The organism is Cryobacterium zongtaii, assembly GCF_002909375.1.
GTDB lineage: Bacteria > Actinomycetota > Actinomycetes > Actinomycetales > Microbacteriaceae > Cryobacterium > Cryobacterium zongtaii.
This window is the reverse complement of sequence record NZ_PPXD01000006.1, coordinates 67,112-92,048: the sequence shown is the minus strand read 5'-3', so window position 1 is coordinate 92,048 and position 24,937 is coordinate 67,112. Positions and strand designations below refer to the sequence as shown.

The following is a 24,937-nucleotide window of genomic DNA, read 5'->3' as shown; positions in this document are numbered from 1 at the left end:
TCACGCCCCGGCAGCAACTGTTGCCGAAGCGGGCTTCTGCGCACGGGCAACAGTTGTCGGGCGGGGCTACTCGCCGACGTGGCGGCGGGGGCGGGGTGGCGGGGGCGGCGGCACCTCTTTGGCGGCGACGACCTCTGCGAGCGCCAGCGTCAGTGTGCCGCGCTTGGTCTCCACTGTGCAGTGCGTGGTGTCGCAGGAACGCAGGTAGCCGAGGGCATCCGTGTAGCCGCCGGCGATGCGGGTGCGCACCACGACCCGGGTGCCGAGGGCGGTGCCGGTGAGAAACTCGACGGGACCCGTCACGGCAGTCGGCTGAACGATTCGACGCGCTCGGTCTGCCCGGCTACCAGGATGATGTCGCCGGCGAGAATCACGGTCTCCATGGTGGCGTAGCTCCAGCCCTGGCCGGCCCGGTGGAACGCCGTGACGGTGATCCCGTGCACCGTGCGCACCCTGGTCTCGCTCAGCGGTTTGCCGAGGATCTCCTGGGGCGGGGCGGTCTTCACCAGGGCGAAGTCCTCACCGATGTCGATGTAGTCCTGCATCACCCCGCGCACCAGGTGCGCGACGCGCTTGCCCATGTCTTTCTCCGGGGAGATCACGTGTTTGACACCCAGCTGGCGCAGGATCTCGCCGTGCGGTTCGCTCACCGCCTTCGCCCAGATGTTGGGGATGCCCATCTTGATCAGCAGCGACGCCGTGAGGATGTTCGCCTGGATGTCGCTGCCGATGGCGACCACCACGCTGCTGAACTCCGGCACCGACAGCTGCCGCAGGGTCTCCTCTTTGGTGGAGTCGGCCCGGACCACGTGGGTGAGCAGCCGGTTGTGCGCCTGCACGATCTCCTCGTCGCCATCGATGCCGAGCACCTCGGTGCCGCTGTCCATCAGTTCCAGCGCGAGGGCGCTGCCGAATCGGCCGAGGCCGATGACCACCACGGAGTCCTCCTCGGCCAGGCGGGCGGTCTGCCGCTGGCCGAACAGGGAATACGATGACGACCTGAACTTAGCCAATGATGGGCCTCTCTTTCGGGAGTTCGTACGTTACCGGGTGCTCGCGCAGGGCGAGGGCGGAGGCGAAGGTGATCGGCCCGAGCCGGCCGATGAACATCAGCATGATCAGGATGGCCTGACCGGCCGGCGGCAGATTCGCCGTGATGCCGGTGGACAACCCGACGGTGCCGAACGCCGAGATCGCCTCGAACAGCAGCACGTCGAGGGTGAGGTCGGTGAGCACCATCAGAACGGCCGTCGACGCGATGACCACGAACACGGCCAAGAGCACCACCGAGATGGCCTGTCGGTGCACGGCCCTGGACAGCCGCTTGCCGAACACGTTCACCACACCGTCGCCGCGGATCTCGGCGACGAGGATGAAGTACAGCACCGCGAAGGTGGTGATCTTGATGCCACCGGCGGTGCCGGCCGGGCCGCCACCGATGAACATCAGCACATCCATGCCGAGCAGGCTGGCGGAGTCCATCGCCCCGATGTCCACGCTGTTGAACCCGGCGGTGCGGGTCTGCACCGACTGGAAGAAGCCGACCAGGATCTTCGCCGGCCAGTCCATCGGGCCGAGCGTGGCCGGGTTGGACCATTCGACGGCGGTGATGTACACCGTGCCGGCCACGAGCAGGGTGATGGTGCCGGCAAGCACGATGCGGGTGTTCATGCTCCACAGGAGCGGCGACCGCAGGTGCTTCCGCAGTTGCACGATCACCGGGAAGCCCAGCCCGCCCAGGATCACGGCCGCCGCGATCGGTAGGCAGATGAACGGGTCGACGGCGTAGCTGATCAGGTTGTCACTGAACAGCGCGAAGCCGGCGTTGTTGAACGAAGACACCGCGTGGAACACCCCGAACCAGATCGCCCGGCCGAGCGGCTCGCCGTAGCCGAACAGGAACCGCAGGCTGAGCAGCACCGCCACGACACCCTCCACGATCAGCGAGATGGTGACGACACCGAGCACCAGGCCCTTGACGTCCTCGAGGCCCACACTGCGCACCTCGGATGCGGCGGTGACGCGGGAGCGCAACGACAACCGTCGCACCACGGCGAGCCCGATAACCGACGCGAAGGTCATCACGCCGAAACCGCCGATCTGGATCAGGACCAGGATCACGACCTGGCCGAACGGGGTCCAGAAGGTTTCGGTGTCGACCACGGTGAGCCCGGTGACACAGACCGCGGAGGTGGCCGTGAAGATCGCCTCCGCGAACGACGCCCCGCCGGGGCCGACCTTGGCGATCGGCAATGAGAGCAGTCCGGTGCCGAGGAGGATCGTGAGGGCGAAACCCGCGGCCACCGCCTGGGCGGGGTGCAGGCGGAATCTCGGCCGGCCGAGGCCCGGCCCCGTCTTCGCCCGCGAGTTCACTGTGTCACTCTACGACCCTTGGGCGACCCCGTGCGCACGAGATTTTCGCCCTGCCCTATCGCGCGTACCCCCCGAACGGTGTCTACTGGGTTGCCGGGGCATGGGGCATACTCTGTAGTACACCGGGGGGAGGGGATACGAGGGTGGGCAAAATCACGGGTACGGCCTTGCGTGTGCAAGTGCTGCGACCCCACGGGCATCTGCTGCGTCAGACGACCCTCTCGATACTGGCCTTCTTCGCCCCCGTCTTCGCCGTCCTTTACTGGCTCACCATCCCCCTCGGGGAGTGGATTCCGGTCCTCATCGTGCAGCTGTTGGTGATGCTCGGGGCCGCCGTCGGCATCGTCGGTTTTCTGCGCACCTGCGTCTGGGTCGACGACACCGGCATCTCCGAGCGGGGCTTCTTCGGCCAGGTGACAAGTTTTCCGGTGGAGCAGGTCGCCAGTGTCGTGGTTCTCGAGCTGTACCAGAGCGGCGCGATCGACACGCACCCGCAGCTTTTCGTGACCGGCGCCGACGGTCAGCTCCTGGTGCGGATGCGCGGACAGTTCTATTCTCGCGGCGCGATGGACACGGTCGTGGACGAGCTGGGCGCCCCCGTGGTGCGTGTGCCGGACCCGATGACCCTCACCGAGCTCAACCGGCTGCGCCCCGAACTCCTGTACTGGTTCGAACGCCGGATCACCGGCCGGGCACCGCAAGACTTCGACCCGGGCGCCGACCTCGGCCGTTGACGGTTCCTCCATTCCCCCGGGTTGAAGTGCGGCGGCGGCCGGACCCTAGCCGAGCGGGTCGCTGGCGTCGGTGGTGAAGACGTAGTCGTTGTCCGCCGTGAGCTCGGGGCGGAGTTCGCGGGCGAGCGCCTCGGCGAAGACCAGCCTGGAGTCCTCCCGGCGTCGGGCGGCGCCGACAGGGTCGTCGGCCCGCAGCTGCTCGAAATCCACGTCGAGCGGCCAGCTGGTCACGGCGGTCCAGTCCCGGACGGGTCCGCCGGCGAGAGCGTGCAGCACCCTTGGGGAGTCCAGACTCCAGCGCACCTCGAACCTGTCGCTGCGGTCGCTGCCCGAGATGACGTCGTCGAGCCGGCCGTAGAAATCGGGTAGGAACCCGGTCACCTCGGCCCCGAGCTTGACCAGGTTGAAGTGCGCGTTGCGGCGGATCAGCGGGTCGAAGGTCCAGCGCATCTCGGTGATGCCCTGCTCGAGGCACAGCGCACGCTGAAAGAGTTTGAGGGCGTAGCCCACGCCGCCGCCCCGGTGCCACGGCACCACCGCGGCCATGTGCGAGTGCAGGTGCACCCCGTCGGTCCAGCCCAGGAACCCGAGCGTCGCGCCGACCGGCTTGCCGTGCTGTGTGGCCAGCAGCACCGGGTTTCCCGCGAAGTCGAGCGCGAGCAGCATCGCCCGGTCGGGGCTGCGCCCCACCCCCCAGGTGCGTTCGAAGAGGCCGATGATGCCGTCGAGGTCGCGCGGTTCCGCCGCTCGCACCGTCACCGCGGCCGACGCCGCGGCGATGGTGGCCAGCCTGTAGGCCTCGGTCACGCTCTGCTCAGCAACGCTCATTCCACGAGTACACCACAGGACGGCGCCTGAATCGAGGGCCGGCGGGGGCGAGGCGCGGGCGGCGGGCGGATGCCGAGCTAGTGGCCGCGGCCGGAGACCCGGTCGGCGAGGGTCGCCAGGGGCGAGGTGCTGCGGCGGCGGGTGAGCTCGGCCCGGTCGGCGTGCGTGTAGGCCTGGTACAGGGCGGTCACGGCCAGCCAGCGTAGCGGCTCCGGCTCCCAGTTGCGCACCCGGTGGTTCACCCACGGCAGCGCCGTCAGGGCGCTCTCGCGGCCGAGGATCAGGTCGGTGAGCGTGCGGCCGGCCAAGTTGGTGGTCGCCACGCCGGTGCCCACGTAGCCGCCCGCCCAGGCCAGACCGGTCTGCCGGTCCAGGCCCACCGTCGCGGCCCAGTCGCGGGGAACGCCCAGCACGCCGCTCCAGGCATGCTCAATGGCCGCATCCGCGGTGCCGGGGAAGAACCTGTGCAGGATGCCGGTGAGCGCCTCGATGGTGCTCGCCGGGGTCTGGCCGTCGGAGTCGGTCTGGGAGCCGAACCGGTACGGCACCCCACGGCCGCCGATGGCGATGCGGTCATCCGCTGTGCGCTGGGCATACATGTAGGCGTGCGCCATGTCGCCCAGGGTGGCCCGGTCGCCCCAGCCGATGCCGGCCCAGACGGCGGCGGGCAGCGGTGCGGTGACGATCAACGAGGAGTTCATCGGCAGCCAGGCCCTGTGCAGTCCGGCCAGGCCCGCGGTGAAGCCCTCGGTGGCGCGCACGATGAACTCGGCCTGCACGGTGCCGTGTCGGGTGCGGGCGGTCTGCGGGGTGATCTCGCTCACCCGGCTGTCGTCGTAGATCTCCACGCCCAGCGCCAGGACGGCGCGGGTGAGCCCGCCGACCAGCTTGGCCGGCTGGATGCGCGCGCAGTGCGGGTGCCACATCGCGCCGGTGCTACCGGCGACATTGATGCGCGCCGTGGCGGCCTCGGCGCTCAGTAGCTCGACATCCGTGTGCGGCCAGGCCTGCTCGGCCCGCACCGCGGCCTCGAGGCGTCGCTGTTGCGGCCGGTCGTAGGCGACGGTGAACTCGCCGCCCTTGACGATGTCCGCGTCGATGCCCTCGACCGCGGCGACCCTGATCACCTCGTCGACGGTGTCGTTCATGGCGGCCTGGAAACCGGCGGCCGCGTCACGGCCGTGGCTCCGCAGGTACTGTTCGCGCCCACCGGTGACCGAGTTGGTCAGCCAGCCGCCGTTTCGGCCGGATGCGCCGTAGCCGGCGAAACGCTGCTCGAGGATCACGATGCGCAGCTGCGGGGCAGCCTTCTTGAGGTAGTAAGCGGCCCACAGGCCGGTGTACCCGGCGCCGACGATGCACACGTCGGCGCGGGTGGAGCCGGGCAGCGGCGGCCGCGGCGCCGGCCGGCCGATCTGGTTCCACCAGAAAGAGACGTCTCCGTTGATCATGCGCGCACCGCTTTCGTCTGCCGGATGGTCCCACTCGATAGGGAGATCATCCCGCATCCGCGCCCGGTAGGCGCCTAGCGCAGGCCCGAGCCCTGGAAGGAGAGTCCGGGCGCCTTCGGCTGCCGGGTCACGTCGAACCGGGCGCCGGCGGCGTTGCTGGGCAGCAGGGTGAAGACCAGCAGGATGATGGCGCCCACGCCCGGGATCAGGCCCAGCAGCGCGAACCAGCCGGAGAAGTTCGCGTCGTGCAATCGGCGCACGAGCACCGCGATGCTGGGCAGAAGCACGCCGATCGCGACGATCGGGGCCACCAGCATGTAGACGATCTCAAAGTTGTGCGAGGGGTACCCGTTCCGGTCGATGCCGGTCGGGATCAGCTGCAGCAGCGACAGGGCCCCGAAGAAGACCCAGAGCAGCAGCGCGAACCACCAGTATTCGCTGCGCGGCGCCCGGCCGGTGAAGTCGGCGTACTTACGGAATACGGAGGCAATCGCCGCGGCGGGTGTCAGCATGGGGTCTCTTTCGTCGGCTCCATCGGGTCGGCGCAGGCCGACAGAGGCCGTGCGCCCCCACCTTCAGGCTACCGGGGCGGCGCGCGCATCCGGTCTATTGAAAGAGGAACAGCAGCGACGTGGCGCCGACCGTGATGGCGATCAGGGACAGGATCAGCACCCAGGTGAGCCCCTTGAGCCCGCCGCGCATCTTTCCCATGAAACCGACCGGGCGGCTCTCGTAATCGTCGTCATCCATGGGGAGACTCTAGCGCCGCCGGTCGAGCACGAGCTGTGCCGGCGGCACCGGGCGGGCTGGCTACTCCGCCCAGGACGACTGGGTGAGCGTCGTGGTGCGGATGTCGCCAACGCTGGCGGCGGGCACCGTGATCTCGTAAACCCCGGCATCCACCTTGGCCAGCCGCAGCCCCTCGGCGAGGTCGGCGTTGTGGTCGAGGTAGCAGCCGCGGTACAGCTTGGTGCCGTCGGTGTCGGCGAACTCGTCGACGATCCGCAGGTTCAGGCCGTTCCAGTTCGCCTCCATGTCGAGTTCGAGCACACCCTGCGCTTCGTCGAACGGGATCTCGTACTTCCACATGCCGCGGCCGGTGCGCACAAAACGCTCATCGGTGGGCTGCGAGTGCGTCGCCAACACGATGCGGCGGCCCTGGTCGATCACGTCGGCGGTGAGGTGCACACTGTTCCACTCGGCCAACGTGCCGATGTAGCGCGAGAACGGGGTCGAGCGACCCACGGATGCGCCGTCCACCATCCAGCCGTCGGCGATGTTGGGAAACACGGCCAGCTCGGTCGAGGTCCCGTCGGCGAACACCCGCACCAGGTGGGTGTCGGGGACCAGCCGGGTGTGCCGCATCCACCAGACCGGCACGATGTGTCCGGCGACCGGGGCGAAACCGGTGCCGGTGAACGGCGGCCGGTCCACGAACGGGCCGCCGGTGAGCGCCCGGGTGGCCTGGTCGACGCCGCCGATCGCGTTCTCCAGCCGCAGGCTCGCCCGCGCCGGAAACCGGATCACGTCGACGTACGGGTCGTCAGGAGTGAACGGCGACCCCGGGAAGCCCAGCCCATGCACGTCGAAAAGCTGGGCGGGTGTGGTGGCGAATGCCGCGTCGGGCACGGTGACCACGAACCCGGACACCCGGTCCCACCCGGCGGTGAGATAGGCGTGGCTGAGCTGCGGGGTGACGGCCTTCTGGAGAATTGTCATGCGACTCCTCGGGGTGTCACGTCGGCGTCAGGAGAGCGTCTTGCTCGTGTTCCAGGCCGGCATGGCGCTGCCGGTGTTCGGGGCAGCGTCGAAGCGGGCGCCGTTCGGTTGGCTGGGCAGCAGCGCGAAGACCACCATCACAATGACGCCGAGGTACGGGATGCAGGCGAGGAAGTAGAGCCACCCGGAGAAGTCGGCGTCGTGCAGGCGACGCACGTAGACCGTGATGTTCGGAATGATCAAGCCCAGTCCCACGACCACGACGATACCGAGGGCGATGGCCATCGACGGGGGCACCGAGTCGGGCTCGGGCGAGTTACCGACGCCGAGACCGCCGAGCACCATCACGACGACGTAGAGCACAACCTGGAACAGCGTGAACCACCAGAACTCGCTGCGCGGCGCCCGCCCGGCCAGGGTGGCGTAGTTACGGAAAACGGACTTAATGGCCGCGAGCGGAGTCAGCATTGTGTTCTCAAATCCCCCATTTGATGGGCCGTCCGGAGGGGACGACCGCAGTGGTTCACCCTAGCAGCGGCGTCGAACCGGCCCGGGCCGGTGCATCCGTGGCCTGAGAGCGTGGATGCCGGCGTGCCGGGCCCGGTCAGGGGGCGGGGGTGCGCTCGTCCAGGCCCCAGGGCTGGCCGTAGCCGGCGGGTTCGGGAGCGGCCATCAGGTCGAGGTAGGGCTTGGCGTCGAAGGCCTCCGGGCCGAGCACCCCGGTGCCGGTCCATACCCCGGTCGCGAGCAACTCCAGGGCGATCGCGGGGTTCAGCGCGGTCTGCCAGACCACGCACTGGGCGTCGTATTCCGCCATCGTCCACTCGTTGTCGCTCACGTGATAGAGGTAGACCTCCCGCGGCGCACCATCCAGGCCCAGGCCGGTCACCCAGACGCCGGCGCAGGTCTTGCCGGTCATCCGCGGGCCGATCGTGGCCGGGTCGGGCAGGCTCGCCGCGACCACGTCACGTGGCGCCACCATCGCCGGGCCGTCCGCGGTGCGCACCCGCACCGGCGCGACGCTGTCGAGGCCGAGCAGGTGCAGGGTGCGCAGCACCCCGATGAACTCCTCGCCGAGGCCGTACTTGAAGGTGACCCGCTTCGCATCCAGCCAGCGCGGCATCAGCAGCACCTCTTCGTGCTCCACGTTCACGCACTCCACCGGGCCGATGCCCTCCGGAAAGTCGAAGACCTCGGGCTCGCTGAACGGCGGCGTCGTGAACCAGCCGCGGTCCTTCTCGAAGATCACCGGCGGGTTCAGGCACTCCTCGATGGTGGTCCAGATGCTGAACGACGGCGCGAAGATCTCGTTTCCGGCCTCGTCGCGCACGACCAGGTTGGCGCCATCCCGGGTGCCGAGCTCGTCGATCTCGCTGAACAGGTGATCGGACGCGTACCGGGCGAAGACGTCGCTCAGGCCGGGCTCCACGCCCATGCCCACCAGCGCGAGCCGGCCGCTGGTCTCCCAATCACTCGCCTGTTCGAACTGGTCGTCCCCGAGCTTGATGCCGGTCTGCGCGTGCGGATCGGTCGGATGCGGCTCGCTCAGGCTCATCGCCATGTCGAGGTAGTCGGCGCCGGCGGCCAGCGCACCCGTGAAGATGCTCTGCACGAACTTCGGTTCCACGGCATTCATCACGTGGGTGACCCCGTGCTCGCGTGCCACCCGGGTCACCACCTCGGGGTCGGATGCGTCGATCTGCGCCGCCGTGAACCGGGCGGCGGTCTCCCCGCCGTGGCGGGCGGCGATCGACGCGATCGTGCGCTCCGCCCGGCCCAGGTCGTAGTCGCTCACCACGACGTGCTCGTAGAAGGAACGGCGGGCAATGATCTTCGCGAAGGCGTCACCGACGCCACCCGCCCCAACGAGAAGGATCTTCATTCCCCGAAGCTAGCGTGCGGGGGCCGGGATGTCAGCCCTCCGGCCCACATCCGTCTGCCAGCCGGATGGTTCCCGCCGTTACCAGAAGATGGAGTCGACGGGCAGAACACTTCGATCGGCGGGCTGCGCCGTGTAGACGAAGGGTGTCGTCTCGTTCACGTCGACCGAGGTGCGGTTGAGGTACACGAGTGCCCCGCTGTCATCGCCACCCTCGACGGTGTAGGTCTGGCCCTGCCAGGTGGTGGTCGCGGTCACCTGCCGGAGGTCGGACACCTCGCTCTCGTCAACGGTCACCCGCCAATCCCACGCACGCCCATAGCGGGAATACGGAAGGACGACGAAATCGTCGGTGACGGTCTGGCCCCGACCTTTCTTGGCGACGATCTCGCTCCCCGGGGCCGGCACCGGGTCCTCGCCGGGCCCGGATGGCCCTGCGGGGCGCGCGACCAGCGCAGAGCGCCCCCGCACCAGGCCCACGCAGTCGGCCACGACTCCGGCACCCAGCGGACGCTCGGTGGAGGTCCACGACCGCAGGCTCAGCTGCTCGAACGGAACGACGGCCGACCAGCCGCTGTGGATGTTCTCGGCACGCGCGATCTCTGGAGCATCGAACGGCGGCAACCCGCCCTTCGGGGCGAAGATCACCGCCCGTCCGTTGCGGATGGTCGCCACCTGCACCGTGAGATCCCGCCAGATGGCCGTCCACTCCACGTGGCGCACCACCGAAACCAGGCTACGGTCCACCAGCTTCGTGAACGCCCCGTAACCATCCAGTGCCCAGCCGTCGCCGGCCGGCTCGCCCGCACCCAGCCAGATCAGTTGCAGCTGCGGTACCCCGGCCAGGCTCACGGTGCCGCAGGTGTCGGCCAGGCCGACCTCCAGCCCATCGATCTGCGCCAGCACGCCGGGCCGCGGGGTGGTCTCGTCGATGGTGTCGAAGGTCGACGTGCGGGTCAGCCAGAACCGGCTCAGCCAGCCGAAGTCCACCCGGCCGAACACCCCGTTCACCTGCGGGTCGTCGTGGCGCCCGTAGACCCCGTGTGGCGGGAGATCACCGAAAATTTCGATCTGGCCCTGGGAACTCACCCCATCCACCCGCACGCGCACGGTCTGGAAGGTCGCGAACCCGCCGACCTCGACTCGGCCACCCGGGATTGCCCGGGCCCGCAGAACGTACAGCCCGGCAGGATTGACCAGGGAGTCATCGGCACGGTCGGGCAGCCCGGCGCCGCCCGATGCGGTCATCTCCGGTTCCCGATCGGTGAGTCCCGGTGGATCACCGGTTGGACTCTGGTGCCTTCGCTGGTGCGGCCGCCCGCCGCCTGGCTATGGTGTTCTCGCCGTCGAGCTTGGCCGCCAGCGGCGCCCACAGGACCACAGCCACGCCGGCGCCGAGCAGCAGCCCGCCGATGGTGTCGGTGAGCCAGTGCGCGCCGAGGTAGGTGCGGCTGACCATCATGGCGACCGTGTACACGGCACCGGCGATCCACACCCACAGCCACGGGAAAATGATCCCGAGCGCCACTGCCATGGTGGCGGCGTTGGCAACGTGCCCCGAGGGGAAGGAACCGAAGTCCGACGTGATCAGCATGTCTTCGGGGCGGGCCCGGCCGAAGAGGGTCTTCAGCAGCTGTACCAGGCCGGCGCTGACCACGGTGGCGATCACGAAGTAGAGTGCCGCCCAGGGCCGCCGGAGCACAAGCAGGGTCACCACGATCAGCAAGGGGATCACGATCACCCCGGCGATGCCGGCGCCGAGGAAGTTCATCACCAGCGCCGGGACCTCCCAGACCGGGGAGCGGTGCTCGAGGATCTCCTCCATCCACTCCGCGTCGGCCTCGATCGGGCGGCCGTTGCCGCGGGTGAGGATCAGGGCGCCGAGCAGGAAGGCGAGCACGACGGCGACGGCGCCGCTGATCAGCGGCCAGCGCCTCGCGATCCGGCGGGCGGGCGCATCCGCCGCGGCGTCGGGCCCGGTGCGCTCGGGTGGAGTGGGCTCAGTCTCAGGCGTTCGGGATGGGTCCATCACCCCATGGTAGATCGGCTCCGGTGGGAGCAGGCCCCGACCGGCGTTGTGAGACCCGGTTTCAGGCCCTGATGAGAGGATCGCGGCCCATGCCGGCGCGCTTGGCGGCGAGCATCGCCTCGTCGGCGCGGGCGATGAGGGCGTCAGGGGTGGCCGCCTGTGTGGCACCGGGCCTGAAGACGCTGATGCCGATGCTCGCTGAGACCGTCGACCCGTGCGCGACGCCGTGCAGGGGTTGGCACACCGCGTCCCAGATCCGGCGGGACACCTCGAGCGCCGACTCCTCGTCCACACCGTCGCAGGCGATCACGAACTCGTCGCCGCCGAACCGGCTGCACAGGTCCCCCACCCGCATGATCCCGGTAAGGCGCTCCGCGACCTGCCGCAGAACCCCATCGCCGGCCTCGTGGCCGAACCTGTCGTTGATGGCCTTGAAGCCGTCCAGGTCGAGGAACAGCAACGCCACGGTTCGGTCGTGCAGCACGGCCTCCGCCAGCAGTTGCTCCAACCGGCTCTGCATCGCGAAACGGTTGGGCAGCCCGGTGAGCGCGTCGTGCAGCGACTGGTGTTCGATCTGGCGCTGCAGGTGGATGCGTTCGAGCACCGGTGCCGCCTGCGTGGCCAGGGCAGCGAGCAGGTCGAGCAGATTCGCATCCAGCATCCGCGGCCGCTGGAACCAGCAGGCGACCGCGCCGCTGACGGCGCCGTCCTCGGTCAGCGGAATCAGGCAGAGTGCCTCGACGCCCTCGGCATCCAGGCCCGCCGCCAGGGTCGGGAAGCTCGCCGCGATGTCGGCGGGGCTGCGGCAGAGGACCGGCCGACCGTTCTCCAGGCACTCCCGGACCGGTAGCAGGTCGGCCAGGTCGACGCTGCCCGCCAGCGGCCGGGAGCCGGAGACCAGCTCCAGCCGACCGTCGGATTCGGCGACGATGACCGACACCGTCGCATCCGTCGCCGTCTCGGCCGACACCCGCAGCACCGACCCGAACTCCGCCATCGTGGTGGCCGGGGCCAGGCCGGCCGCGGCCTCCTGCATGATGCGTACCCGGGCCACCGCGGCCTCGGCCGTGCGCCGGGCGTCGAGCAGGTCCCGCTCGTACTTGAGCCGGATCCCGGCATCGAAGACGGCGGCGTAGATCAGTTCGTCGGCACCCGAATCGTCCACGACCAGGCTGACCAGCACGTCCCGGGTGCCGCCGGCGCGGGTGGCCAGGCTGAGCAACATCTCGTTGAGCGGGTGCCGCGTCTGCAGGAGCGGCATGAACCGGGTCTCGAAGACCAGCTTGCTGCCCCTGGAGAGCAGGGACAGGAAGTAGCGGCCGACGATGTCGTCCTGCGGAGAGCCCGTCCAGTCGCAGAACGTGTCGTTCGCCGCGCGGATGACGCCGTCGGTCGACATCGCGAACAGGCCCGCCGGCGCGTGCTGGAACAGCGCCCGCGAGACGTCGTCCGGTGTCACAAGCGGCGCCGGATCTGCCGTTCGATCTCGGTCGGATCGGACAGGTGGGCGTAGTGTCCGGCCGCGCTGAGCACGACCAGTTCGCTGCCCTCGATGTTCTCGTGCAGGTACTCACCCACCTCGAGCGGGGCGATCAGGTCGTCGGCGGACTGCAGGATCAGCGTGGGCGTGCTGATGTTCTTGAGGAACCGGCGCATGTCCGAGAGGAAGGTGACCCTGGCGAAGTGCTGGGCGACCATCGTGTCGGTGCGGGCCATGCTTTCGGCCAGTTCCGCGGCCAGTTCGGGGCGTTCCGGGTTTTTCATCAACGCCGGCGCCATCTCGGCGGCCCAGCTGACGTGGTTGACTTCCAGAGCGTCGAGCAGACCGTCGATGTCGGCGCGCTCGAAACCGCCCACGTAACCGTCGTCGTTCAGGTAGCGCGGCGACGGGCCCAGCATGATGAGCTGGGCGAACCTGTCCGGTTCCTCGATCGCGGCCAGCGCCCCGATCATGGCGCTCACCGAGTGCCCGACGAAGACCACGTCGTGCAGGTCGAGGTGACGCAGGATGTCGAGCAGGTCGGCCGCGTACCCGCGCAACGAGTCGTACTTGCGGCGGTCGTACGCCGACACATCCGAGTCGCCGGACCCGACGTGGTCGAAGCGCACCACGCGTCGCTCGCCGACGAATTGCGGTGCGACCAGGCGCCACATGTCCTGGCTGGTGCCGTAGCCCGGTCCGAAGACGATGGGCGGTGCGGCCGGATCGCCCTCGACGCTCACGGCGTTGCGTCGGAGCACGTCGACTGCCGCCAGGTCGGAGGTTTCTGGGCCTGAAAGCGCGCTGGGGATCACTCTGGTGATTCTTCCATAACGACCGGTGCCGCGGGGTTCCCCGACGGCACCCGACCGGGTCAGTGGGTCAGCGCCGACACCGTTCGCGGGCGCACGATGAACCAGAGGCTGAGGATGGAGATGATCGCGCAGACACCCATCACCGAGGCCATCGGGACGGCGGTGCCGACCCCGAGCAGGCCCACGACCGGGGAGATCAGCCCGGCGATGCCGAAGTTGGCGGCGCCGAGCACGGACGCGGCGGTGCCGGCCTCGCTGCCGTGCGAGTTGAGGGCGATGACCTGCACGGTGGGGAAGGTGAACCCGCAACCGGCGATGAAGAACCACAGCGGGATGAGGGTGCCCCACAGGCCCGCGCCCAGCAGGTCGAGGGTGAGAATCGTTGCCGACGTGATCACGAGTACCGTGGTGGCGCCGATCAGGATGTTCTGCGGCCCCACGTTGTAGCGGTGCATCAGCCGCGAGCTGGTCTGCACGCCAACGACGATGCCGAGGGAGTTGACGGCGAAAAGCACCCCGTACTGCTGGGCACTGAACTCGTAGACCTGCTGGAAAAGGAACGGTGAGGAGGAAAGGTAGGAGAACAGACCGGTGAAGGTCATCGCCCCGATGATCGCGACGCCCACGAAGGTGCGGTCGCTGAGCACGGCCCGGTAGCGCTGGCCCAGGCTCGAGTGGCCCGGCACCGTGCGACGATCCTGCGGCAGGGTTTCCACGATCCAGATCGCGACGGCCACCATCACCACGATGCCGTAACCGGCGAGCACCCAGAAGATGCCGCGCCACGGCATCACGAGCAGCAGCTGCGAGCCGACGACGGGGGCGATCACCGGCGCCAGGCCGCTGACCAGGGCCAGGCGGGAGAGCATTTTGACCAGCGGCTTGCCGCCGAACAGGTCGCGCACCATGGCCATGGCCACGACCGCGCCGGCCGCGGCGCCGAAGCCCTGCAGCACCCTGAAGATGCCCAGCGTCACGATCTCGGTCGAGAGTGCGGCGCCGACACAGGCGAGCACGTGGAAACCCGTGGCCAGCAGCAGCGGCAACCGGCGGCCGACCTTGTCGCTCCACGGGCCTACGATCAGCTGGCCGAAGCCGAAGCCGATCATGGTGCCGGTCAGGGTGAGCTGGATGGCGGCGGCCGAGACCCCGAGTTCGCTTTCGAGGGTGGGGAACGCGGGCAGGTACAGGTCGATGGTGAACGGGCCGAGGGCCGTGAGCGCGCCGAGGATGATGATGTAGACGATGCGCTGCCCGCGGGAAAGCGCGTCACCCGGGTGCCGGGCGGTGGAGGCGAGCTGCGCCTCGGAGATCACGGGGATGACGGCAGTAGTCACGTTGAAGAGTCCTCGGTCGGAGTCGTGCGAAAGGAGTGCGGGCGATCGCCCAGTAGCAAAAAGCGTGCGCCGCTCGGTTCTATTCCACCTCAGCGGCATCCCGGCAAAGATTGCGCGGATCCGGCCTTTTCTGCATGTTCCCGGGCGCCGGGTGCGTCTGAATCCGCCCGGCCTGGTCGACTTTGGAGTTATGCCATCCAGCCGGGGTCGGGGTCGGCAGGGGGGCAGGGTTAGGGAGACTCGGCGGGCGTGCCGGCAGGCACCCCTGCCGGGAGTCCGGCCGGGTCGTCGAGCAGGCCCTCGAAGGCCAGCTCCGCGGCGCCGATCATCAGCAGGTTGGAACCGAGCTCCGCGGCGCTGAGCCGCACGGTGCCGAAGGCGGCGTCGAGCGAGTGCTTCGCCACGGCGGAGCGCAACCTGTCGGCATCCACCGCCAGCAGCGCGGCAAGAAACCCGCCGAGCACCACCACCTGTGGGTTGAGGATGTTGATCGCCCCGGCCAGCGCCACCGCGAGGTGGTCGATCTGACGGTTGACCTCGGCGCGCACCTCCGGCGACGTGGATGCCCGCAGCGCCTGTTCGAGCTCGTCGGCATCCGCTCCGGCCAGGCCGAGCACCTCGAGCAGCTCGCGCCGGGTGACCTCTGCCTCCAGGGTGCCGCGGATGCCGGCGGAGTCGACCCGTTCACTGTCGCTGACCCTGGTGTGCCCGAACTCGCCCGCGTAACCGGCGATGCCGCCGGCCGGCGCACCCCCGACGATCATGCCGCCGCCGATGCCGCTCGCACCGCCGTTGAGGTAAATGAGATCGGTGATGCCCTTGCCGGCGCCGAAGAACCGCTCGGCCATGGCGCCCAGGCTGGCGTCGTTGGCGGCGAGAACCGGGTAGCCGGTCGCGGCCTCGAGCATTTCGGCGAGGGGTTCGTCGATCCAGCCCAGGTGCGGCGCGTGCCGCACGAGTCCGTCGTGGGCGCGCACCAGGCCGGGCACGGCCACGCCGATTCCCACGACCTTGAACCTGGCCTCGAGTTCGCCGCGCATGCCGTCTATCACGGCTGCGGCGATGTTGACGGCCTCGAGCACGCTCGGGGACTGGTCGGTGGGGTAGCGCACCCGGCGGTGCACCTGACCGTCGAGGCCGACGATGCCGATGGTGACGGCGTCGATCTCCGGGTTCACGGCGAGCGCCACGACCTGCTCGCTGACACTGACGATGGGACTGGGCCGGCCGACCTGATTGGTGGAGCTCGGTTCGCGCTCGACGACCAGCCCGCGATCGACCAGCTCGGCGACGAGGGCGGCGATGGTGGACCGGTTCAGTCCGGTGACCCTGGTCAGCTGGGACCGCGACGCCGCCCCGCTGCGGTGCACGAGTCGCAACACCACAGACAGGTTGTGTCTGCGCACGTCGTCATGGCTGCTGCCCTGCACGGTTCCTCCGTCTGGCTGACGCCCGATTCTGCGAGCGTGAGTCACTCTGGCCCCCAGAATACCCGGCATCTCCCCTGACCCGGCGTGATACGTTGCAGAACGCTACAAATCGACCCAGACAAGGAAGTCCATGGAATTCCCCAGCATGAGAATCGCCCTCACCGGCGGAAGCGGCAAGCTCGGCAGGACCGTGCTCGCCCGGCTCCGCGCCGAGGGCCATCACGTGATCAACTTCGACCTGGCCGGCAGCCGCGAAGCCGGCTTCGTGCGCATCGATCTCACCGACTTCGGACAGGTGGTCGACGCCTTCGCCGGCGTCAACGACCAGGTGGACGGCTTCGACGCCGTGGTGCACCTGGGCGCAATCCCGGCGCCGGGCCTGGCGCCCGATGTCGCCACCTTCCACAACAACATGCTCTCCAGCTACAACGTGTTCCAGGCCGCCCGCCGCAATGGCATCAAGCGCATCGTGTACGCGTCGAGCGAGACGGTGCTCGGCCTGCCGTTCGACGTCGACCCGCCCTACATCCCGGTCGACGAGGAGTACCCGGCCCGGCCGGAGAGCACCTACTCGCTGGTGAAGCACCTCGAGGAGCAGATGGCCATCGAGCTGGTGCGCTGGGACCCCGAGCTCTCGATCACGGCGCTGCGGTTCTCAAATGTGATGGACCCGGAGGACTATGCCAGGTTCGACGGGTTCCAGACGGATGCGACGCTGCGCAAGTGGAACCTCTGGGGCTACATCGACGGCCGCGACGGTGCCCAGGCCGTGCTCAAGGCGCTGCAGACCGCCCCGCCCGGCTTCGAACGCTTCATCATCGCCGCCGCGGACACCGTGATGCGCCGACCCAGCGCCGAGCTCGCCGCCGAGGTCTTCCCGAACGTGCAGCTCACCCGCCTGGTCCCCGGGACCGACACCCTGCTCGCCATCGACAAGGCCCGGCGCCTGCTCGGCTACTCCCCCGAGCACTCCTGGCAAGACCCCCGCTGACCCCTCGTGATCTGTGAGAAAAGCCCCAGAATCTCGAGATTTCTGGGGCTTTACTCACGGTTCGCGGACCGGGGCGGGGCCGGTCGAACCCCGCTCGACGTAACGCGGCGGCAGCAGGTCGACGTGCGGGGTGCGGTCGCCGGTGATCTGGCGGATGGTCAGTTCCACCGCACGTACTCCGGAGTCCTCCGCGGACAAAGGGATCTCGTCCAGCGGCGGACTGAACGCCGAGGTGTCGAAGACCGCGCAGGCCGAGATCACCGACAGCTGGCCGGGAATCGAGATCCCCCGGGCCGCGAGGATCTCCAGCACCGTGACCTGCACGGATTCGCCGGCGTGCATGACCAGGGCCGTCATGGTCGGCATGGCGCTGAACAGCTCGTCGATACCGCGGCGGATGCTGTCCATGTCGCCGTCCGGCATCACGAAGGCCGTCGCGATGTCACGGTCGTCCGACGCGGCGAAGAACCCGTCCCGGAACCGAAGCGGGTAGTTCGCGCCCCAGTCATAGGTGAGGCGTGACATGCCGAGCAGCCCGATCGAGCGGTGCCCGAGGTCGGCGAGCCGGCCGACGGCCAGGTGCGCGGCCTCCTCGAAGTCCAGGTCGACGCAGACCAGCCCGGAGGTGTCGGCCGGCACGCCGATGACCGTGGCGGGGATGTTGAGCGCGCGCAGCAGCGGCATCCGCTCGTCGTCCAGGGAGACGTCCAGCGCGATGATGCCGTCGGCGAGTCGGCTCGAGGTCACCCGCTCCAGCCCGGTGGAGGCCTCGTCGGCGGTGAGCAGAAGCACGTCGTAGTCGATCTTGCGGGCCGCCGTGGCGACGGCGAGCACGAAGGACATCAGCACCCCGGCCTGGGTGTCGGGGCGCACCGGGGCGGTCAGGGCGAAGATGCGGGTGCGGGTGCCGGCGAGCATCCTGGCCCCGGCATTGGGCCGGTATCCGAGCTCCTGGATGGCGCTGACCACCCGGTTCCTGGTGGACTCGGCGATGGAGCGGTTGCCGCTGAGCGTGTACGACACCGTGCTGATCGACACCCCGGCGAGACGGGCTACGTCGTTGATAGTTGCCATGCGTCCTCTGATACCTGGATGGAGCCGTCGGTGCGTCACCGCTAAGAATACCCAGCGACCGGCCGGCTGCCGCCCGGGCGCTGGGTACTGGAATCAGCCCTTGACGGCGCCGATCATGACTCCGGAGCTGATGTGCTTCTGCAGGAACGGGTAGACGATCAGCACCGGCACCAGCGCGATGATCACGACGGCCATCTGCACCGCCAGGGTGGCGACCTCACCGCTGCCCACACTCACCTGGCCGGGCACCGAGACGCCCTGCAGCACGTAGGAGCGCAGGATCACCTGCAGCGGCAGCTTTTCGCTGTCGTTGATGTACAGGGTGGCGTTGAAGAACGCGTTCCAGTAGCCGACGCCGTAGAACAGGCCGATCACGGTGATCACCGAGCGTGACATCGGCAGCACCATCTTGGTGAGGATGCGCCAGTCGCCGGCGCCGTCGATCCGCGCGCTGTCGATGATCGACTGGTCGATGCCCATGAAGAAGCCGCGCATCAGGAAGATGTTGAACACGCTGATGCAGCTGGGCAGGATCAGCGACCAGTACGAGTTGATCAGGCCCAGGTTGCTCACCAGCAGGTAGCTGGGGATCATGCCCGCACCGAAGAACATGGTGATCAGCAGGAAGAACAGGATCGGCCGGTGCGCGTATGAGCCGGGCCTGGAGAGGCCGTAGGCGGCCATCACCGACACCACCAGGCTGATCAGGGTGCCCACCGCGGTGATGCCGACACTGACCATGACGGCCCGGGTGACCACTCCGCCGGAGAGGATCTGTTCGTAGGCGGAGAAGGTGAGCTCGCCGGGCACCATCACCATGCCGCCGGCCGCCGTGATGGTGGCCTGCGAGGAGAAGCTGGTGAGCACGACGATGTAGAGGGGTATGACGATCAGGGCGGCCATGCCGAAGAGCACGATGCCGCGGGCACCGGCTTCGAGCGGAGCGCGGGGCTCCTCCCAGGCCGGCCGGATGACCCGGGGAGGACGGGAGCGCGCTGAGTCGCGTGGTTTGGTGGTGATACTCATGATTTCTGGTAGACCCCGGCTTCTCCGAATAGGTGCGCGAGTTTGTTGGCGCCCAGCACCAGGATCACGCTGATCACGCCCTTGATCAGGCCTGCGGCGGCGGCGTAACTCCAGTCGCCGTTTTGGATGCCTGAGTAGTAGACGAAGGTGTCCAGCACCTCCGCCGCACCCGCTCCGACCGCGTCACGTTGTAGCAGCAACTGCTCGAAGCCCACGGTGAGGGAATCCCCCAGGCGCAGGATGAGCAGCAGGATGATGATCGGCCGCAGGGCGGGCAGGGTGATGTGCCACATCCGCTTGAGCCGGCCGGCGCCATCCATCGCCGCAGCCTCGTACTGGCTCGGGTCGATGGCGCTGAGCGCGGCGAGGAACACGATGATTCCCCAGCCGGCGTCCTTCCAGAGCGCCTGAGAGGTGACCAGGATCAGGAAGGTGTCTGGCTGGGTCATCAGGTTGACCGCCTCGATGCCGTTGTCGCGCAGGAACTGATTGAGCAGCCCCGCCCCGCCGAGGATCTGCTGGAAGATCGAGATCACGATCACCCAGGACAGGAAGTGCGGCAGGTAGACGATCGACTGGAACAGCGACCGCACCCGCGGGCTGAGCAGCCCCTGCAACAGGATCGCCAGCATGATCGGCACCGGGAAGAAGAAGACCAGCTGGAACGCTGTGATGGTGAGGGTGTTGCGCACCGCCGACCAGAAGGCCTCGTCGGCCAGCACCCGTTCGAAGTTGGCGAAGCCGACCCACGGGTTCTCGAACGCTCCCACGTAGGGCGAGTAGTCCTGGAAGGCGATCGCATTGCCGACGATCGGCACGTAGGCGAACAACGCGGTGAGCAGCAGCGCCGGCAGCACCATGATCAATAGGGTGCGGTCGCGCTTGAACAGGGCGCGGCGCTTCTTCCGCTTTTTCGCCGTCGCGGCCTTCAGGGTGGCGGGGTCTGCGGGCGGCGCCGCCGGAGTGGGGCGCCGCTCGTCGGTTAAGGTCATCGGCCCGACCTACGCGTCCAGGTACTTCTGGTAGAACTTGCGCAGCTCGTTGCCACCGTTGGACTTCCAGGTCTCGATCGCGCCGTCCAGGGCCGAGAGTTCCTTGCGCCCGTTGGCCACGTCGGCCTTGAGGTCGTCGAAGGGCTTGCCCAGCGAACCGAACTTGGCCGGTTCCTGGATCTGCACCCCGTAGAGCACCGGGTCGGCCGCGAAGGCACTCATCCGGGCGCTCCAGTTGCAGTAGTCGGTCACGAACTGCGGGTACTCCACGTGCGCCTGCACGACCGGCGGGTGCACCAGGAACGAGTAGGTCGAGGTGACCTCGGCCTGGCCCTTGGCGTTGAGCACCGGGGCGCCGTTCGCGTCGAGGTCGTAGTGGGTGCCCTGAACCCCGGAGTTGAGGAGCTGGTACTCCGCGGTGCCGAACGGTGCCGCGATGAAGTCGGCCACGGCGAGCATCTCCTTGATGGCCTTTTCGTCGGCCTTCTTGTTGATGAAGCTGAAGATGTTGGTGGGGCTGCCCTTGTACAGGGTGGGGTCGCCGCCGTCGGCCGCGAAGAAGTCCATGGCCTGGGTGTTGTAACCCGGGTTGGACGGCAGCACCCTGGCGAGGGACTCGGCCCAGCCGCCCACGCCGTCGCTCTTGACCAGCGTGTTCCCGGCCTCGTAGCGACTGTTGGCCTGCTGGTCATTGCCGGCCATGGCGTCCGGGTGCACCGCACCGGACTTGAACAGGCGGGTCAGCCAGTCCAGGGCCTCGCGGTACTGGTCGGTCTCGAACTTGTGCACCAGCTTGCCGTCGGCGACGGTCCACTTGTCTGGCACGCCGAACATGATCTGACCGGCGTTCCACAGGTCATCGGCGCCCCAGCGGTTCTTGGACGCATCCGTCGCCTCGGTGAGGATGGTGATGAAGCTCTCGGCGTCGGTGGGCAGCGGCAGGCCGAGCTCGTCGAAGATGTCCTTGCGGTAGAAGAACGCGTTCTGGATGACCTCACCCGGGTACGGAAGCCCGAAGAGCTTGCCCTGGAAGACCGAGTACTTCCACGAGTCGGTCGGAATGTTGGCCAGGTTGGGGTAGTCCTTCACCTTGTCGCCGGCGAGATACGGGCTGAGGTCGGCGAACAGGGAGGTGACGGCCTGGTCGAATTTGGGCGGCAGGTTCCAGGACGGGATGACCACCATGTCCGGCACGTTGTTCGGCGACGCGAGCACGGCCTGGATCTTTTCGCCGTAGGTGTTGCCGTCGGAGACCTGGAACTTGATCGTCGCGCCCAGTTCCTTGTTCACGGCCTTGAAGTAGTCGTTGTTCGAGCTGGGGATGGTCCACCAGGCCGGGGAGAGCGCGGTGTACGACCCGCCGGCGCCCGGTACCTTCGCCACGGACTTGCGCAGCGTGGTGGGCAGCTTCAGGTAGCCGGCGGTGGAGCCGTTGACGCTGACCAGGTCCGGGACCGCGAAGTCCACCGGATAGTAGTTCGGGATGACGCCGGCGATGTCCTCGGCGCTGAACAAGCCGCCCGACGTGCTGGCCGTTCCGGTGCTGCAGCCGGCGAGAGTGGCTGCGGCCGCTCCGGCACCTACGAAGCCCAGGAAGGACCTCCGGTTCAGCGGCTTCTTGGCGAATGCTCTCAGATCAGAACTGGCCGTTTGGATGCTCATGCTGCCTCACTTCTTCGTAAGTTGCTGTTCTTGCCGAGGCCTGGAAAAGCAAGAATTGCCCCCAAGTCCAACTCCCTGCGGAAGCGCTTCGACAATCGGGAGTGTACAGGGAGGAATTACGCGGAGGCAACCACAAATCGCGAATTGTGACCTAGACTCGGCATGTCGACGTAGTTTTCGCGACAACTGTCGAAACGCTTCGACGGTCACCGAACCAGGAAGAACTTGATGACGCACGGCACCGACGCCGCAACGGCACACCACCTACTCGACCAGCTCACCGTCGAGGAGAAGCTCAGCCTGCTGCATCAGGCCAATCCCGCCATCGAGCGCCTGGGGCTGGACGCCTTCTCCACCGGTACCGAGGGCCTGCACGGCCTGTCCTGGCTCGGCGAGGCCACGCTGTTCCCGCAGCCGGTCGGCCTCGCCGCCTCTTGGGACCTGGACCTGGTGCGTCGGGTAGGCGAAGCCGTGGGCATCGAGGTGCGGGGCAAGCACGCCGGCTCCCCCGCGGTGAGCCTGAACGTGTGGGCGCCGGTGGTGAACCCGCTGCGGCATCCGCTCTGGGGCCGTAACGAGGAGGGCTACTCCGAGGACTCCTGGCTGACCGGTCTGCTCGGCTGCGCCTACTCGTGGGGCCTGCGCGGGAACGATCCCGTGCGCTGGCGCACGGTGCCCACCCTCAAGCACTTCCTCGGCTACAACAACGAGGTCGACCGCTCCACGACCAACTCGCAGCTGCGCCAGCGAGTGCTGCACGAGTATGAGCTGCCGGCCTACCGCCCGGCCATCGAAGAGGGCGCCGCCGGCGCCGCGATGCTCTCCTACAATCTGGTGAACGGCCGCCCGGCGCACGTCTCCGACCTCGTCGCGGCACACCTGCGCACCTGGGTAGCCGACAGCGCCGACCTGCTCATCGTCAGCGACGCCGCCGCCCCCACCAACCTCTTCGTGTCCGAGGAGTTCTTCGACGGACCCGTGGCCGCTCACGCCGCCGCGTTGATCGCCGGCGTCGACAGCTTCACCGACAACGACACCAACACGGAACCCACGGTCTCGGCCATGCGCCGGGCCCTCGCTGAGGGACTCATCGGCATCGAGCACGTGGATGCCGCGGTGCTGCGCCTGCTCACGGCCCGCGCCCGCACCGGCGAATTCGACACCGAACCGCATCAATACGCCGGCATCACCGCCGACGTGATCGGCTCACCTGCCCACCGGGCCCTGGCGAGGGAGGCAGCCGCGGCCGGTACCGTGCTCCTGAAGAACGACCCTGTCGCCGGCACCCCGGTGCTGCCGCTGGCCCCGGCGTCCCGGGTCGCCCTCCTCGGGCCGCTCGCCGACCGGGTCCTGGCCGATTGGTACAGCGGCAGTCTGATCGCCCCGGTGAGCCTCACAGATGGGCTGGCCACGGCGCTGGCCGACACCGGCGGTGGCGTCACCGTCGCCAGCGGCAGCGACCTGATCGCGCTCCGCGACCCGCGCACCGGCCGCTACCTCACCTCCGGCGGACCCGTCGGCGGGCGTCTGCACGCCGCGAGCGACACCGTCGGCGACGCACAGACCTTTGAAATGACCGAGTGGGGTCATGGCCACGTAACCCTGCGGAACACCGCAACCGACCGCCTCGTCACCCGCGGCGCGCACGGCTATCTTGAGGACACCGCCACCCGGGTGGGCGGCTGGGTCGCCCAGGAAGACCTGCGCCTGCTCCGCCACGACGACGGCAGCGTGTCGCTGCAGCACCGCGGCTCCGGTCTCTGGCTGCACGCCGACCTCGGCAACGGCGCCATCCTGGCCCAGCCGGCCACCGAGGCCACGGCCGACAGGTTCGGCCTCCGGGTGCTGCGCTCCGGGCTCGCCCACGCCGCCCAGGTGGCCGCCGCGGCCGACACCGTTATCGTCACCGTCGGCAACGACCCGCACCTGGGCGGCCGTGAGACCGAGGACCGTCCGGCCCTCGCGCTGCCGGAGCACCAGGCCGAACTTGTCGGCGCGGCCGCCGATGCCAATGCGCACCTGGCGCTGCTGGTGATCTCCTCCTACCCGTTCGCCCTTGGCGGGGCACTCGAGAAGGCCCCGGCCATCCTGTGGTCGTCGCACGCCGGCGAAGCGCTCGGCCACGGCCTCGCCGACGTGCTCACCGGCGCGGTGGAGCCCACCGGGCGTCTTGCACAGACCTGGTGGTCCGGCGAGTCCGACCTCGCCGACGTGCTCGACTACGACATCATCACCAGCGCCAGCACCTACCTCTATTCCTCGGCAACACCCGACTTCGCCTTCGGCCACGGGCTCGGTTACGCCCGGGCATCCGTGTCGGCCGCCACGCTGTCCGCCAGCCGGGTTCGGTGGACCGACGAGACCGGACTGACTCCGGTCACCGTGACCGTCGGAGTGAACGGCGACCCCGGCGACGGGCAGCCCGCGGGGCCGGCCGTTGCCACCGTGCAGCTCTACGTCGCGGCGAACGCGCACCGGCTGCCGTTCCCCCGCCGCCGCCTGGCCGGCTTCGGTCGGGTGAGCGTCGCGGCCGGCGGTGCCGCAGAGCTGACCATCACCCTCGACCCTGCCGCGTTGATGGTCTGGGACGTGACCACCCAACGCCTCATCGTGGAAACCGGCGAATACGAGCTGCTCGTCGGCCGCTCGGCCGAGAGCATCGACCACCGGCTGCTGTTGCACGTCGACGGTGTCTCCGTCGCACCCCGCAACCCTGTGGCCGGGTTCGGCGCCGATTCCTTCGACCACACCGGGCACAGCGACACCGTGCGGAGCGAGCTGGTGGCGTACACACCGCTGGCCGGCACCGCCGTGGCGGTGGCCGCCGATGCGCGGCGCGCCCGCCTGGTCTACCTGACGGTGGACCTGGCCGCCCTGGCCGGAGTGCTCGCGGTCGAGGCCCGCGGCACCGGCCGGATCGAGCTGGAGAGCCGTCGCGATGGACTCTGGTCACCGCTCGGCAGCGCCGAGGTCGGTACGCTCGACTGGCAGACCGTGTCGATTCCTCTCGAGGGTGCGGGCACCAACACCGCACCGGCCGACCTTCGGGTCACTCTGTCGCGGGGGGTGCAGCTCGCGTTCCTCGGCGGGCCGCACGTCGCGCTTTCCTAGATTCGC

General features: G+C 68.8%; 23 protein-coding genes. 3 read left to right on the top strand and 20 right to left on the bottom strand.

Going from position 1 to position 24,937, the window contains the following annotated elements; translation table 11 throughout:
* Positions 1-66 precede the first annotated feature (66 nt).
* The 3 genes from C3B61_RS04605 to C3B61_RS04595 are packed head-to-tail and all read right to left on the bottom strand — an operon-like array spanning position 67 to position 2,373.
* Complete coding sequence (locus C3B61_RS04605) at positions 67-303, bottom strand: putative acetyltransferase (RefSeq protein ID WP_088455122.1); 237 nt, start codon at positions 301-303, stop codon at positions 67-69.
* Complete coding sequence (locus C3B61_RS04600) at positions 300-1,013, bottom strand: potassium channel family protein (RefSeq protein ID WP_240632356.1); 714 nt, start codon at positions 1,011-1,013, stop codon at positions 300-302. Before C3B61_RS04600 ends, C3B61_RS04605 begins: the two co-directional genes overlap by 4 nt.
* The gene (locus C3B61_RS04595; RefSeq protein ID WP_208858771.1) at positions 1,006-2,373 is read right to left on the bottom strand and encodes a TrkH family potassium uptake protein; all 1,368 of its coding nucleotides are present in this window, start codon (positions 2,371-2,373) and stop codon (positions 1,006-1,008) included. The genes C3B61_RS04600 and C3B61_RS04595 overlap by 8 nt, the downstream gene beginning before the upstream one ends.
* A gap of 179 nt (positions 2,374-2,552) precedes the next feature.
* On the opposite strand from C3B61_RS04595, the gene C3B61_RS04590 reads away from it, so the two are divergent.
* On the top strand, positions 2,553-3,107 hold the full coding sequence (locus tag C3B61_RS04590) for a hypothetical protein (protein WP_103459712.1): 555 nt from the start codon (positions 2,553-2,555) through the stop codon (positions 3,105-3,107).
* A 45-nt stretch (positions 3,108-3,152) separates the two neighbouring features.
* Here C3B61_RS04590 and C3B61_RS04585 read toward each other — a convergent pair whose 3' ends face one another.
* From C3B61_RS04585 to C3B61_RS04530, 13 genes are all read right to left on the bottom strand, one after another.
* A complete protein-coding gene (locus C3B61_RS04585; protein WP_103459711.1) occupies positions 3,153-3,935 on the bottom strand; it encodes a GNAT family N-acetyltransferase in 783 nt (260 codons plus the stop codon).
* Between the two features lie 77 nt (positions 3,936-4,012).
* Positions 4,013-5,386 carry an NAD(P)/FAD-dependent oxidoreductase gene (locus C3B61_RS04580; RefSeq protein WP_103459710.1) on the bottom strand — a complete coding sequence of 458 codons (1,374 nt, stop codon included), beginning with the start codon at positions 5,384-5,386 and terminating at the stop codon, positions 4,013-4,015.
* A 74-nt stretch (positions 5,387-5,460) separates the two neighbouring features.
* On the bottom strand, positions 5,461-5,898 hold the full coding sequence (locus C3B61_RS04575) for a DUF805 domain-containing protein (RefSeq protein ID WP_103459709.1): 438 nt from the start codon (positions 5,896-5,898) through the stop codon (positions 5,461-5,463).
* 94 nt (positions 5,899-5,992) lie between these two features.
* Positions 5,993-6,136, bottom strand: a complete 144-nt coding sequence (locus C3B61_RS19625) for a hypothetical protein (protein ID WP_165787989.1) — start codon at positions 6,134-6,136, stop codon at positions 5,993-5,995.
* 60 nt (positions 6,137-6,196) lie between these two features.
* Entirely contained in the window at positions 6,197-7,105 is a 909-nt protein-coding gene (locus C3B61_RS04570; protein ID WP_103459708.1) for a hypothetical protein, read from the bottom strand.
* Between the two features lie 27 nt (positions 7,106-7,132).
* Positions 7,133-7,573: a DUF805 domain-containing protein gene (locus C3B61_RS04565; protein ID WP_103459707.1), complete on the bottom strand. Its 441-nt coding sequence runs from the start codon at positions 7,571-7,573 to the stop codon at positions 7,133-7,135.
* 136 nt (positions 7,574-7,709) lie between these two features.
* Positions 7,710-8,987: a saccharopine dehydrogenase family protein gene (locus tag C3B61_RS04560; RefSeq protein WP_103459706.1), complete on the bottom strand. Its 1,278-nt coding sequence runs from the start codon at positions 8,985-8,987 to the stop codon at positions 7,710-7,712.
* A 78-nt stretch (positions 8,988-9,065) separates the two neighbouring features.
* The gene (locus C3B61_RS04555) at positions 9,066-10,232 is read right to left on the bottom strand and encodes a hypothetical protein (RefSeq protein ID WP_103459705.1); all 1,167 of its coding nucleotides are present in this window, start codon (positions 10,230-10,232) and stop codon (positions 9,066-9,068) included.
* Positions 10,233-10,263: 31 nt separating this feature from the next.
* On the bottom strand, positions 10,264-11,013 hold the full coding sequence (locus C3B61_RS04550; protein WP_103459704.1) for a phosphatase PAP2 family protein: 750 nt from the start codon (positions 11,011-11,013) through the stop codon (positions 10,264-10,266).
* Between the two features lie 61 nt (positions 11,014-11,074).
* Positions 11,075-12,472 (bottom strand): sensor domain-containing diguanylate cyclase, encoded by a 1,398-nt coding sequence (locus C3B61_RS04545; protein ID WP_103459703.1) that lies wholly within the window; start codon positions 12,470-12,472, stop codon positions 11,075-11,077.
* On the bottom strand, positions 12,469-13,308 hold the full coding sequence (locus tag C3B61_RS04540; protein WP_241990420.1) for an alpha/beta fold hydrolase: 840 nt from the start codon (positions 13,306-13,308) through the stop codon (positions 12,469-12,471). The genes C3B61_RS04545 and C3B61_RS04540 overlap by 4 nt, the downstream gene beginning before the upstream one ends.
* Before the next feature lie 59 nt (positions 13,309-13,367).
* The gene (locus tag C3B61_RS04535; RefSeq protein WP_241983721.1) at positions 13,368-14,645 is read right to left on the bottom strand and encodes a multidrug effflux MFS transporter; all 1,278 of its coding nucleotides are present in this window, start codon (positions 14,643-14,645) and stop codon (positions 13,368-13,370) included.
* 230 nt (positions 14,646-14,875) lie between these two features.
* Entirely contained in the window at positions 14,876-16,075 is a 1,200-nt protein-coding gene (locus tag C3B61_RS04530) for an ROK family transcriptional regulator (protein WP_241990419.1), read from the bottom strand.
* Positions 16,076-16,220: 145 nt separating this feature from the next.
* Between C3B61_RS04530 and C3B61_RS04525 the strand changes: the two genes are divergently transcribed.
* The gene (locus tag C3B61_RS04525) at positions 16,221-17,066 is read left to right on the top strand and encodes an NAD-dependent epimerase/dehydratase family protein (protein WP_103459731.1); all 846 of its coding nucleotides are present in this window, start codon (positions 16,221-16,223) and stop codon (positions 17,064-17,066) included.
* A gap of 54 nt (positions 17,067-17,120) precedes the next feature.
* Here the strand turns inward: C3B61_RS04525 and C3B61_RS04520 are convergent, their stop codons facing one another.
* From C3B61_RS04520 to C3B61_RS04505, 4 genes are all read right to left on the bottom strand, one after another.
* A complete protein-coding gene (locus tag C3B61_RS04520) occupies positions 17,121-18,140 on the bottom strand; it encodes a LacI family DNA-binding transcriptional regulator (RefSeq protein ID WP_103459700.1) in 1,020 nt (339 codons plus the stop codon).
* Positions 18,141-18,233: 93 nt separating this feature from the next.
* Complete coding sequence (locus tag C3B61_RS04515) at positions 18,234-19,166, bottom strand: carbohydrate ABC transporter permease (RefSeq protein WP_103459699.1); 933 nt, start codon at positions 19,164-19,166, stop codon at positions 18,234-18,236.
* Complete coding sequence (locus tag C3B61_RS04510; RefSeq protein WP_103459698.1) at positions 19,163-20,158, bottom strand: ABC transporter permease; 996 nt, start codon at positions 20,156-20,158, stop codon at positions 19,163-19,165. The genes C3B61_RS04515 and C3B61_RS04510 overlap by 4 nt, the downstream gene beginning before the upstream one ends.
* Positions 20,159-20,167: 9 nt before the next feature.
* Complete coding sequence (locus C3B61_RS04505) at positions 20,168-21,820, bottom strand: extracellular solute-binding protein (RefSeq protein ID WP_103459697.1); 1,653 nt, start codon at positions 21,818-21,820, stop codon at positions 20,168-20,170.
* A 228-nt stretch (positions 21,821-22,048) separates the two neighbouring features.
* On the opposite strand from C3B61_RS04505, the gene C3B61_RS04500 reads away from it, so the two are divergent.
* Positions 22,049-24,931 carry a glycoside hydrolase family 3 C-terminal domain-containing protein gene (locus C3B61_RS04500; RefSeq protein WP_103459696.1) on the top strand — a complete coding sequence of 961 codons (2,883 nt, stop codon included), beginning with the start codon at positions 22,049-22,051 and terminating at the stop codon, positions 24,929-24,931.
* The last annotated feature ends 6 nt before the right edge of the window (positions 24,932-24,937 follow it).